This is a genomic window from Bifidobacterium sp. UMB1197 (genome assembly GCF_030217745.1).
GTDB lineage: Bacteria > Actinomycetota > Actinomycetes > Actinomycetales > Bifidobacteriaceae > Bifidobacterium > Bifidobacterium vaginale_B.
This window is the reverse complement of sequence record NZ_JASOOL010000009.1, coordinates 1-12,496: the sequence shown is the minus strand read 5'-3', so window position 1 is coordinate 12,496 and position 12,496 is coordinate 1. Positions and strand designations below refer to the sequence as shown.

General features: G+C 45.2%; 7 protein-coding genes, 1 other RNA gene and 1 pseudogene. 4 read left to right on the top strand and 5 right to left on the bottom strand.

What is annotated here, in order from left to right; translation table 11 throughout:
• Positions 1-30: 30 nt before the first annotated feature.
• The 3 genes from QP420_RS05615 to QP420_RS05605 all read right to left on the bottom strand — a co-directional run bounded on the left by QP420_RS05615 (position 31) and on the right by QP420_RS05605 (position 5,805).
• Entirely contained in the window at positions 31-1,260 is a 1,230-nt protein-coding gene (locus QP420_RS05615; RefSeq protein ID WP_481616799.1) for an acetate/propionate family kinase, read from the bottom strand.
• A gap of 143 nt (positions 1,261-1,403) precedes the next feature.
• Positions 1,404-3,062 carry a phosphate acetyltransferase gene (pta, locus tag QP420_RS05610; RefSeq protein WP_481616798.1) on the bottom strand — a complete coding sequence of 553 codons (1,659 nt, stop codon included), beginning with the start codon at positions 3,060-3,062 and terminating at the stop codon, positions 1,404-1,406.
• Positions 3,063-3,327: 265 nt separating this feature from the next.
• The gene (locus QP420_RS05605) at positions 3,328-5,805 is read right to left on the bottom strand and encodes a phosphoketolase (RefSeq protein WP_415695345.1); all 2,478 of its coding nucleotides are present in this window, start codon (positions 5,803-5,805) and stop codon (positions 3,328-3,330) included.
• 386 nt (positions 5,806-6,191) lie between these two features.
• Here QP420_RS05605 and guaA point away from each other — a divergent pair, with 386 nt between their 5' ends.
• The 3 genes from guaA to ssrA all read left to right on the top strand — a co-directional run bounded on the left by guaA (position 6,192) and on the right by ssrA (position 10,060).
• A complete protein-coding gene (guaA, locus tag QP420_RS05600) occupies positions 6,192-7,754 on the top strand; it encodes a glutamine-hydrolyzing GMP synthase (RefSeq protein ID WP_464405389.1) in 1,563 nt (520 codons plus the stop codon).
• Between the two features lie 89 nt (positions 7,755-7,843).
• Positions 7,844-9,541 carry an alpha-amylase gene (locus QP420_RS05595; RefSeq protein WP_481616797.1) on the top strand — a complete coding sequence of 566 codons (1,698 nt, stop codon included), beginning with the start codon at positions 7,844-7,846 and terminating at the stop codon, positions 9,539-9,541.
• A 122-nt stretch (positions 9,542-9,663) separates the two neighbouring features.
• Positions 9,664-10,060, top strand: a transfer-messenger RNA (tmRNA) gene (gene ssrA, locus QP420_RS05590).
• Positions 10,061-10,146: 86 nt separating this feature from the next.
• Here ssrA and QP420_RS05585 read toward each other — a convergent pair.
• Together QP420_RS05585 and QP420_RS05580 are read right to left on the bottom strand one after the other, a co-directional pair.
• Positions 10,147-10,620: a Fic family protein gene (locus QP420_RS05585; RefSeq protein ID WP_481616796.1), complete on the bottom strand. Its 474-nt coding sequence runs from the start codon at positions 10,618-10,620 to the stop codon at positions 10,147-10,149.
• Positions 10,617-11,129: a Panacea domain-containing protein gene (locus tag QP420_RS05580; protein WP_481616795.1), complete on the bottom strand. Its 513-nt coding sequence runs from the start codon at positions 11,127-11,129 to the stop codon at positions 10,617-10,619. The genes QP420_RS05585 and QP420_RS05580 overlap by 4 nt, the downstream gene beginning before the upstream one ends.
• 732 nt (positions 11,130-11,861) lie before the next feature.
• Between QP420_RS05580 and QP420_RS05575 the strand changes: the two are divergent.
• A pseudogene (locus QP420_RS05575) lies at positions 11,862-12,496 on the top strand (hypothetical protein); the annotation flags it as partial.

Sequence of the window (12,496 nt, the reverse complement as noted above, 5' to 3'; positions counted from 1 at the left end):
TTTTACGTTACGTTGTTTTTACACTACGATTTAGCGCTCAAACTTGTTGCCGTAAGAATCCTCGCCAGCTTCTGCGATTTGTGCAGACTTTCGAGCGATTGCCAACTCTTCGTTGGTTGGGATTACAGCAATAATCACAGAGCTATCTGGAGTGGAAATAACGCGTGGCTCCTTAGAACGAACCAAGTTCTTCTCTTTATCGAGCTTAACGCCGAATGGAGCAAGCTTTTCGCACACAAGAGCGCGAACAATCTCATCGTTTTCGCCAACGCCAGCGGTGAATGTGATTACATCCACGCCGCCCATTTGAGCGGTGTAGTTGCCAATGTAGCCAACAATGCGGTGAACGTACACGCCGAGAGCAAGCTTAGCGTCTTCGTCGCCTTCTTCAATGAGCTTATGAATATCGCGCAAATCGCCGTGGCCGGTCATGCCCATCATGCCAGAACGCTTGTTAAAGAGCGTATCAAGCTCGTCCACGTTCATGTGAGCGTTGCGAATAAGGTGGAACACTACAGCTGGATCAATATCTCCAGTGCGGCCGCCCATCATCAAACCTTCGAGAGGGGTTAAGCCCATAGAAGTTTCAACTGGCTTTCCAGAAATCTGAGCGGAAGCAGAAGCGCCATTTCCAATGTGCAAAACAATCTGCTTTAAGCCTTCTGCAGGCTTTCCAACAACACTTGGAACTACAGAGCCAATGTACTCGTGGGAAGTGCCGTGAGCGCCGTAGCGACGAATGTGGTACTGGTTTGCAATATCTTTGTTCAATGCGTAAGTCGCAGCAACCTGTGGCAAATCGTGGAAGAACGAAGAATCGAACACCATAATCTGTGGAACGTCTGGCAAAAGTTCAGTCATAACTTCAGCGCCAACAGCCTCTGGACCGTTGTGAAGTGGAGCCAAAACGGCCAAATCCTTTACCTTATTAATTGTCTTTTTGTTCACTAATGCTGGCTTAGGGAAGGTTAAGCCACCCTGAACAACGCGGTGTCCAACAGCAACGATTCCAGACTTGGAAAGATTTGGACCATATTCTTCAAAGAAGCCGAGTACGCGCTTTAAGCCCTGCTCGTGATCGTGCACTGGCTCGTCAAACTCATGCTTTTCGCCATTGAATACGTGCTTGTAGTGTCCGTCAACTGGCTCGCCAATTTTTTCTACAATACCAGACGCAATACCTTCGCCGCTTTCCAAATCGACGAGCTGGTACTTAATAGAGCTAGAACCAGAATTGATAACAAGAACGGTTTTTGCCATGAGGGCATCCTCCATAAAGTGTTGATAAGGCTAGTAAATTGCCACATTTAAGTGTACATGTAAGTTCCTACAATGAATGCTTTTGTTAAGTCAAATCATTGTAGGAACTTGCGATTTTTGTTTGCGATTATTTCTTGCGATTATTAGAACTGCGCTTCCAATGCTGTAAGAGCAACAGTGTTAATAATATCTTGAACCAATGCGCCTCTAGACAAGTCGTTAACAGGCTTGTTTAGTCCTTGCAAAATTGGTCCAACAGCCAATGCGCCGCTGGAGCGCTGAACGGCCTTGTATCCAATGTTTCCAGCGCATAAGTCTGGGAACACAAACACATTTACGTGGCCTGCAACATCATTTCCTTTAGCTTTGGACGCAGCAACAGTTTCGGACCATGCAGCGTCAAACTGAATAGATCCAACAACCTTTAAGTCTGGGTCGCTTTCTTTTACAATCTTTGTTGCTTCTTCTACAAGATCAACGTCTGGGCCTTTTCCAGATCCAAGAGTGGAGTAAGATAGCATGCCAACCTTAGGGTCTAATCCAAAAGCTTTAGCGGTTTGAGCAGACTGCAAAGCGATATCTGCCAGCTGCTGCGCGTCTGGATTAAGGTTGATTGCGCAATCTGCAAACACAGCCACATGATCTTTAAAGCACATAATGAATGCGCCAGAAACAAGCTTAGAGCCAGGCTTAGTTTTAATAACTTGAAGAGCTGGGCGAACAGTATTTGCAGTTGAGTTAACAGAGCCAGAAACAAGTCCGTCTGCTAATCCAAGTACCACTAGCATTGTGCCAAAGTAGCTTGCATCTTTAAGCTGTTCTCTAGCTTGCTCTTCGGTCATGCCTTTCTTTGCGCGCAACTCGCAGAGCTTGCTAATCATCTTGCTAAGAACAGCCTCGTCGCTCATAGACTGGAAGCTTGCTTTGCTAAGAGACTTTAAGCCGAGTTCTTTTCCGCGTGCAAGAATAGACTCGCTTTGGCCAACAATAATAAGATTTACAATGTCTCGCTCTAGCAAATAGTCAGCTGCTTTTAGAATGCGATCTTCTTCGCCTTCTGGAAGCACAATTGTTTTCTTATTTGCCTTGGCTTTTCCAAGTAAGCTGTATTGGAAGGCATACGGGGTAGTAGGGGCGTTAAATGGCTGTTGCAAAGCGCTAATAATCTCTTCGTCCGCTACAAATTCGCTGAATTTATTCGATTCGGATTCGCTTATAGCAGGCAAAGTCCAAAGTGGAGTGCCATTATTGCTTTGAGCGTAGTTTTCTTTTAATTCTTTTGCTAAGTCTTCTTTGCAATCAGTTACAAATACGCCAAATACTTTTGTGTATTCTTTGCTAACGCTTGCGGATTGTGCTTCGATTGTTTGCAAGATTTGCTTGCTATCTCTGCCTTCTGCACAAATACTCAAGAACACTGGGGAAGCTAAGTCTGCTGCAACAGATGCATCGAATCTAAACAAATCTGGGTCAAATACGGAAGTGGAATCGCTAGCTACAATAACGCATCCTTGAGCGTTTGTTGCGCTAATCAGATCGTTGTAGCTAGCTACAATGTCTCCTCTTAGTGTGTCTTTGTTTTTACGTACTGCGCATGGGCATGCGGCAATTGCCTGTTCCAGCGTTGGTTTTGCGCTGCTTGCTGCTATCAATTCGCTTGTAAACGCGTCATCATGCTTTGCAGATGGTCTAAAAACAGTTGTTGAATAATGATTAGAAAGAGCCTTTGTAACTCCCAGTGCTACAACATTGCGACTTTGCGCGCAGTCGGAGCTGATAATAGTTACGTTAACTAACGACACGACTTTTCTCCTTTGATGCGTCTGTGTTTGCTTTATTGTCTTGTATTTTCGGTTTTGCTATTCTTCGTATTTCAACGTTGAAAATTGCATATCGAACGAAGAATCCTTAGCTATTTTAAGGCTATTTGTAGAACAACAAGCGGAAATTCTGATTTTTTATGTGTTTTATTATTAATTTTTTTGTGCGACTAATTTTTTAGGGAGCCAACCTTTCGATTGACTCCCTAAAAATCAGCTAAGCAATTTTAGCGTTGATAGCTTAAAACTACTCGTTATCGCCAGCGGTTGCAGCGGTAGCGGTGACAGCGCCTGGCTTGTCGGTCTTAACGCCTGGCCATACCCAATCGGTGTAGTCTGGGTGATCAAGACCCTTGTCCACTGCATACTGGAAGGCTTCGAGGCGGAAGTCCTCGAGCTTCTTGATTTCGTCGGCATACTTAGCAGCATCAACCATTCGCAATGCTTCAGCGGTAAGCTCGTAACGATCCATGTCGTTCACGCGAACCATATCGTATGGCGTGGTGGTGGAGCCCTGCTCCTTGTAGCCATGAACGTTGAAGTTGTCGTGGTTTGGACGATCGAAGATCAAGCCGCGAACGTCATGTGCGTAGGAGTGATAAGCGAAGAGGACTGGCTTATCAGCGGTGAAGAGATCGGTGAACTCTTCGTCAGTCAAAGCTTCGTTGTTTTCCTTAGCGGACTGCAACTTGAGCAAGTCAACAACGTTAACAACCTTGAACTTAACGCCAAGCTTGTTCAACTTGTCGGCAGCAGCCATCAATTCCTGCTGTGGAACATCGCCAACACCAGCAAGAACAACCTGAACTTCGTCATTGTTCTTAGCGTTGGAAGCCCACTTCCACTCTGCAGCACCCTTCTCGAGCTCTTCGCGAGCTTCGTCGAGGGTCAACCAAGTGGCGGCTGGCTGCTTGCCAGCGAAGATGGCGTTGATCATGTTGGTGGACTTGTAAGCCTTCTCTGCAACAGCGAGCAACATGTTGGAATCCACTGGGAAGTAGATGCCGATTACGTGATCGTTGTTGAAGGTCTTGTTCAAGAGCACGGAGGTTACGCCTGGATCCTGGTGCGAGAAGCCGTTGTGATCCTGACGCCATACGTGGGAGGACACAAGCAAGTTCACGGAGGAGATTGGCTTACGCCATGGAATCTCGCGAACTGTAGCCTCAAGCCACTTTGCGTGCTGGTTCAACATGGAGTCAATAACGTGTACGAAGGACTCGTAAGAGCTCCAAATGCCGTGACGACCAGTGAGCAAGTAGCCCTCAAGGAAGCCTTCCATCTGGTGCTCGGAAAGCTGCTCGGTAACCTGGCCAGTAACAGCCATGTGCTCGTCAACCAAGCCAGAAAGGTATCCTGCATCCCACTGCTTGTTGGTTACCTCATAAGCAGCCTGCAAACGGTTGGAAGCGGTCTCATCTGGGCCGAAGATACGGAAGGAATCTGGGTTGTTCTTAATGATGTCGCGGGTGTAAACACCAAGGCGACGGGTAGCTTCGAGCTGACCCCAACCATGACCGAATTCCTTAACTTCCTTAACCTCGTAATCCTCAAGCTTTGGAAGCTTAAGATCTTCGCGAATACGACCACCGTTGGCGTTTGGATTTTCGCCAATACGGAGTTCGCCCTTTGGCATAAAGGAAAGAACGTCTTCCTTAACAGCACCCTTTTCGTCGAAGAGCTCTTCTGGCTTGTAGGACTTCATCCAGTTCTTCAAAACCTCAAAGTGAGCTTCGGTATCGCGAGCGGAAGCCAGTGGAACCTGGTGTGCACGCCAAGAACCTTCGGTCTTCTTGCCGTCGATGAACTTAGGGCAAGTCCAACCCTTTGGAGTGCGGAAGATAATCATTGGGTAGTAAGGGCGAGTTACATCGTTAGTCTGAGCCTCGGCCTTAATATCGCAAATCTCATCGAAGATGGTCTCGAACATATCGGCAAAGCGACGGTGAATGGAAAGATGATCCTCATCGTCGAAGCCAGCAACGAACTCGTATGGCTCGTAGCCCATGCCGTGGAAGAACTCGTGAAGCTCTTCGTCGGAAATACGGGAAAGAATGGTTGGGTTAGCAATCTTGTAACCGTTCAAGTGCAAGATTGGAAGAACAATACCATCGGTACGTGGGTTTACAAGCTTGTTGGACTGCCAACCAGTAGCCAATGGACCAGTTTCTGCTTCGCCGTCGCCAACGATTGCTGGAACGAACAAGCTTGGGTTGTTCATAACAGCGCCGTAAGCGTGGGAGAGAGCGTAACCAAGCTCGCCACCTTCGTGGATGGAACCTGGGGTCTCAGGAGCGAAGTGAGAAGGAATACCGCCTGGGTAAGAGAACTGGCGGAAGAACTTCTGCAAACCAGCTTCGTCCTTAGTAATCTTTGGATAGTACTCAGTGTAGGTACCGTCAAGATAAGACTGAGCAGTACCAGCTGGGCCGCCGTGGCCTGGACCCATGATAATCACGGTGTTCTGCTGGTGATCAGCAATAAAGCGGTTGATGTGTCCAATAAGGAAGTTAAGGCCTGGAGTTGTACCCCAGTGGCCGACTAGACGATGCTTAACGTCTTCGCGAGTGAATGGCTCCTTCATTAGAGGATTGCTGCGAAGATAAATCTGACCGATAGCGAGGTAATTAGCAACACGCCAATACTTGTCTACGCCTTCGATGGCCGCCTCGGAAACTGGAGCGTTAAGCTTCTTCCAAGGGGTGCCAATAACAGGACTCGTCATGTGTACTCCTGTACTCAAGCACTTTTCAGTGCAATTTTAATCATTACCATTTGGTTATAGAGGCTAAAAAACAAACGTATTCGCCTCTTTTTCCATCTTTTTCAGTATAGTAATAGCTTTTGACTTTTGTGCGTTTGATTAGTTACTACGTGCGAATTTGTTGAAAAAATGTGTTAAAGTGTTAACAAAAATCACCTTAAAAGTATCAATTATGTTATATTTGATGTTAACTTTGTTGTTATGTCAAGGTTGTTTATTTTTACAATTTTTATGATTTGTTAAGTTGCGGCGTTTCGCACAACGCCAACGTCTAAAAGCGCCATTAGTATAAATTGAATCACCTATAAATGTGTTTCTAAATGTGTTTCTTATATATAAGGAGAATCATGGCAAACGGTCCGGTACTTGTAGTTGACTTCGGTGCCCAATATGCCCAGCTAATCGCTAGAAGAGTGAGGGAAGCAAACGTTTATTCGGAGCTTGTTCCACACTCCATGCCAGTAGAAGAGATGCTGGCAAAAGATCCAAAAGCCATAATTCTTTCTGGCGGCCCTGCCTCCGTTTATGAGCCAGGAGCGCCAAAAATTGACACAAAGATTTTTAATGCGGGCGTTCCAGTGCTTGGAATTTGCTACGGATTCCAAGTTATGGCTCACGAGCTTGGCGGCGTTGTAGATAAAGCTGCATTGGGCGAGTATGGAAAAACGCATGCAACTATTGACGATGCAGAAGGATTGCTTGCTAATTCTCCAGCAGATCAAAGTACCTGGATGAGCCACGGAGTGGCAGTTAAGAGCGCACCAGAAGGATTTGAGGTGCTTGCTCACACGCAAGGCGCTCCTGTTGCGGCTATGCAAGACAAAAGTCGCAAGCTTTACGGAGTGCAGTGGCATCCAGAAGTCAAGCATACGCCTTTAGGTCAAAAGCTTATTTCCACATTCTTGCACGAGTGCGCAGGATTGGAAAATGATTGGAATCCTTCTAACATAATTGAAGATCAGGTTGCAAAGATTCGCGCAGAAGTTGGAAACGCGCAGGTTATTTGCGGACTTTCTGGAGGAGTCGATTCCGCTGTTGCAGCAGCCCTGGTACATAAGGCAATTGGAGATCAGCTCACTTGCGTTTTTGTAGACCACGGTTTGCTTAGAAAAGGCGAAGTTGAGCAGGTTAAGCACGATTTTGTGGAAGCCACTGGAATCAAGCTTATTGCAGTAGATGCAGAAGATGACTTTTTAGATGCACTTAAGGGAGTTAGTGAGCCAGAGCGCAAGCGCAAGATTATTGGCGAAAAGTTTATTCGCACATTCGAAAAAGCGCAGCGCCAAGTTATTGAAGAAGCTGGCAAAACTGGAGCGGAAGTTAAGTTCCTTGTACAAGGCACGCTTTACCCAGATGTTGTAGAATCTGGCGGCGGGGATGGCGCTGCAAATATTAAGTCGCATCACAATGTTGGCGGCTTGCCTAAGGACTTAAAGTTTAAGCTTATTGAGCCTTTGCGCACGCTATTTAAAGACGAGGTTCGCGCAATTGGTACCGAGCTTGGGCTTCCAGACGCTATTGTTTGGCGCCAGCCGTTCCCAGGGCCAGGTTTGGGAATCCGCATTGTTGGCGAGATTACGCGCGAGCGTTTGGCTGTGCTTAGAGAAGCAGATGCTATTGCGCGCGAAGAGCTTTCGGCAGCTGGATTAGACCGCGATATTTGGCAATGCCCAGTTGTTCTTTTGGCAGATGTTCACTCTGTTGGAGTTCAGGGAGACGAGCGCACATATGGTTCGCCAATCGTGCTTCGCCCAGTAAGCTCGGAAGACGCTATGACCGCTGATTGGTCGCGAGTTCCATACGATGTTCTAGCCAAGATTTCTACTCGAATCACAAACGAATGTCGCCAGATTAATCGCGTTGTGCTCGACGTAACTTCTAAGCCGCCTGCAACAATCGAGTGGGAATAGATAGGACTAATATAGTCCTACATAGCTCTATATATAAGGAGTGAAGTAAGAACAAAGCAAAGCCGCAATTCTTGCAGAAAGGAACAACGATGATCCACGGCATAAAAGCATTTACAGGCTTTAATAAAAAGGCGTTTGTAAAGTTAAAGTTTGTGTTGGCAAGAGTTGCGGCTATAACATCTTGTGTTGCTACCGTTTTTGCGGGAGCAGTAGTCGCAAGCAGCCCAACGATTGCGTATGCTGGCGTAAAATCATCTCAAAAAACTGCAGAAAAAGGCGTAATCGTAACAGCATTCCAACAAAATTGGAAAAGCATAGCTAAGGAATGCAAAAAAACGTACGGCCCAGAAGGCGTAAAATACGTGCAAGTTTCTCCAGCTCAAGACCATATTAAAGGCAATCAGTGGTGGACAAGTTACCAGCCAGTAAGCTATAAAGTCAACTCAAAGCTTGGCAACGAAGAAGAATTTAAAAATATGGTAACAACTTGCAAAGCTGCGGGAGTGGGAATAGTAGTAGATGCTGTAATAAATCACACTAGTGGCTTTGCAAACAAAGATACCGTTGGCGTTGGTGGAAGCAAGTATGATGCTGCAAATCAATCGTTCCCAGATGCTGGGTACACAAAAGATGATTTTCACAAATCTACAGAAAGCATAGGAACCTACAAAAAAGCTGAAGTTGTTTGGAATAATAGGCTTGTTGGGCTTTTAGACCTAGACACGTCTAGCAAACACGTTCAACAAACTTTGGGAGCATACTTTGCATACATGCTAAAGCTTGGAGTTGCTGGGTTTAGGGTAGATGCCGTAAAGCATATGTCTCCGCAAGATGTAAAAGGCATAAAAGCGGCGGCGGCTAAGGCTGCTGGAACAACGCCAGATAAAATATGGTGGATGCAAGAAACAATCGGGGCGCCTGGGGAAGAAGACCCTAGAATTGAGCCAGACCAATACCTAGGAACGGGCGAAGTTAAGGAGTTTCAATACTCCTACAGGTTGCGTAATTATTTCTACGGTTCGATTGAAAATCTTAAGAATATTACAGATAAGTTGATTCCAAGCAAAAAAGCTGCGATTTTTGTTACAAATTGGGATACTGAGCGAGATAATGCAAGCAGAGTTTTAACGTACAAAGATGGCGAAAAGTATAAGCTTGCGAATGCGTTTATGCTTGCGTACCCGTACGGAACCCCAAACGTGTTTTCGGGGTATGAGTTTACGCAAAGAGATGAGGGAGCGCCTGGGGCAACAAGCACTTCAATTCCAGATGTAAGTTGTGCAAGCGGTTCCAAGTGGCAGTGCACGCAAAGATGGACTTCGATTCGCGGAATGATTGGGTTCTACAACGCTGTTAAGGGCACTAAGGTTACTAATTGGCAAGATGACGACGATAATAACGTTGCGTTTAGCCGAGGAAACAAGGGTTTTCTTGCGATCAACAACACGGAAAAGCCGCAAAAAGTGAGTTATAAAACCGATTTGCCAGATGGTGAATATTGCAATGTTTACGAGTCTAAAGATTGCAGTAAAACCGTTAGCGTTAGTGGCGGTAAGGTAGAGACTACTATTGCGGCGGAATCTGCTGTTGCTCTTCATGCTAATGCTGTAAAGAGCCTTGGAAACGCTAGAGCTAGAAACGTTACAATATTTATTTGCTTGTGCGCGGCGCTAGTTTGTGCGTTTGTTGTTAATAGAAGATTTGTTGAAAAATCGAAGAAGCTTGCTAAGGGCGCTGCTGGCGGTGCTGGCGCTAGTGATGCTGGCTCTGCTGGCGCTAGCAATTAAGCTTAAAACAGGTTGACTCTATCACTGTATTTATTTATAATGATTATTCTGGCTTTTGCCAGTGTTTAATCATTAGTTAGTGTTTAATCACTAGTTTGATAAACCAGTTTGATAAATCAAAAGGGGTCGATCGGTTTCGACGGTGATCTGTTCGCCGCGGGGAAGCGTGCCGAGAATGCGAAAGTCCACTCGTAAACGTTCTTTCGCAAAAGAATAAGTGCTAAATCTAATCGCACTGAGTTCGCTCTTGCTGCCTGAGCTTCGCGCCAGGATTAACCAGTGAGCAGCTGCTCCGTTTACCCACTCACGTCTTCGGGGTGGTGCTAAACGTCATTAGAAGACTTGCTTGAATTGCCGAGCTGCAGGGTGGTTCAGGGACTTTTACTGTAGATATGCTCGCCATGAATTGTCTGCAATAACATGGGGGCAGAAAAACTGCCGAATGGCCAGCAGACTACGCACGTAGAAGACCGAGGGTACGGTTTCCGGACCGGGGTTCAATTCCCCGCGACTCCACAAACGCAATAACGCCACTGCTCAAACAGTGGCGTTTTTTGTAGCAAATCCCAATGTTTCCAACATTTAAGTTACGCGTCAAAACCTAATTAATTAACTTCATTCAATAATAAATGTGCGTGCGAACGTAACTGTTCGGCTAAACTCGCACGCGCAATCTTACCTTCAACAATATTCTGAATCCACTTATATAAATCATTGTCAAAAGGATTTACACTATCTTCGATATCAAGAATAATCCCATTATTGCGAAGTAAAGCTACACACGTTAATACTGTTGTACGCTTATTGGCGTCAGGGAAAATATGGTCTTTAGCGAGATGCGTAGCAAAGTCAGCGATTTGGTCAAAAATATCCGTATAATTATTTCGATCAGCTGGAGCTCTATCAAAAATAATCGCAAATGAAAAATACAAAACATTTTCAACAGAGCCCTGAACTTCTTGCTTAACAGTAGCAAGCCCTTGGCTTGTATCAACAATTTCTCGTTGAATAGAACATACTATTTCCGCGAAGGCAATAATTTGTTCCTCATTCCAAACAAGAGCATCATACTGGCTCATGCGTCACCAAGAATACGCAAAGTATTTGGATACTGTTTTCTTACAGCATCTACAGCACTAATAAACGTATTTTTCTTAGCAGGATACGAAGTAACATCTGACGATTGCAGAATATTCTGTACAAGAATCGGTTTATTGTGCGACGCATCATACACATTGTGCCATGCACCGCCAGCGCGATGAACATAATTTACTAAATCAAACGCATTCATCCAAGCATATTTTTCAACAACAGTATCTACAATGTAATCAGCATACTGGCTAGTTTCGTGATTAGGCGCATTGAAAATACGATTTCTACCAAACTGCTTAAACTCGTTGTAAACACTAGGTTCTACAGGACCATATTCCCAAGCTTGAATCTCATCCGTGAACAGCGGACACTCAGGATTATTACGCAACGATTCCACCTGCGCAAAATATACTAGTTTATTCAAAGTGAGATTGGTTAATGCTAGCGTTTTACCATATCGATCAATAAAAATTGATGCTATATCTAAAGCTTTCATATTTAATCTCCTTTCAACAAACTTATTATGCATATACGAGTAAGATATATTTTGCGGAATATCTTGTTAATATTACCATAAAAACGCAAGATAAGGCGATATTGAGCGCATTGGTACTAAAACGTTATTCTATGAAACTCTTAGAGAAATAAGGCGTTAGTGGCTATTAAATGCAAATTCCTCAGACTACGCAAACGCAAAAACGCCACTGCTCAAACAGTGGCGTTTTTTTTGGTCTATAACCCGAGTTTCCCGAGAATGTAGTCCAAAACGCCGATTTGAGCTACGAAGTCGGTAGGTTTTTCCCGAGAATGTAGTCCAAAACTGCAAAATTAACAACAAACTCGGGAAATCGCTCGCGCGCTACGCTTTAAGCGAAAAGGCAGGTCGTCGCGCGCGACACGCGCGGATAACGTTTCCTTAAAAAAACCTGGGAAAATTCTTTAAAAACCTTGAAACACGTATTTTTACGGTTTAAGTGATGCTTATCCACAAATTTTACGGTGAATGTGACTTTTAGTGTGGATTATTCTGTGTATAACATTATTTTTTTCGGTTTAGCATGTGTGGTTGGGACTTGACTTTTTTAAACGGGGGGGGGTATGTTAATAGCAACATCGCTTGGTGGATAACCATGTTGGTGGAAACATGCGAACGCATGTTTTAGTTTTTCCCCACTGTTGGCGCGGATTTGCGCGGCGGCTGTGGAGGAGAAGAAGAAAGGAAATTAAAATGATGAATAAGAAGGCTATCGCCGCTTTCGCTGCTGGCGCAACTTTGCTTGCCGGCTTCGCAATGGCCACCCCAGCAATGGCTCAGGAAGCTAAGTTCACTGGTCTTGGAGAAATAGGTGATTTCTTTAAGAATAATGGTTTCTTTGGTGAGGCGAAGAAGACTTATACTGAGAAGGATCGTACTCAGGCTAAGCTTGATTATCTTACTGCTGTGGACGAGCAGGCTGCTGCTGCTAAGAAGGCTAATGCTGAGCAGACTAAGTATGAGGCTGCTGTAGCTGAAGCTAAGCAGGCACAGGATAAGTATGATGCAGGTCTTGCTGCTGCAAAGGCTGCTAAAATCGTCAAGTCAGATGGTCAGCTTGATGCTGCCGAGGTAGCTAAGCCTGCTAATGCTGATGCTGTTAAGGCTGCTAAGGATGCTGGCGTTCTTAATGAAGCTGGTACTGCATTACTGACTCGTCCTGCTGATGCCCCTAACGCTGCTTTGCAAGCTGCTCGTCTTGATCTTGATGCTAAGGATACCCTTTTGGATGCTGCTAAGAAGCATTATAACGAGGTTATGGGTTCTTCCGATACTCCAACTCCTGATCCAAAGCAGCCTGAAGAGGTGACTCCAACTACTAAGGCTGG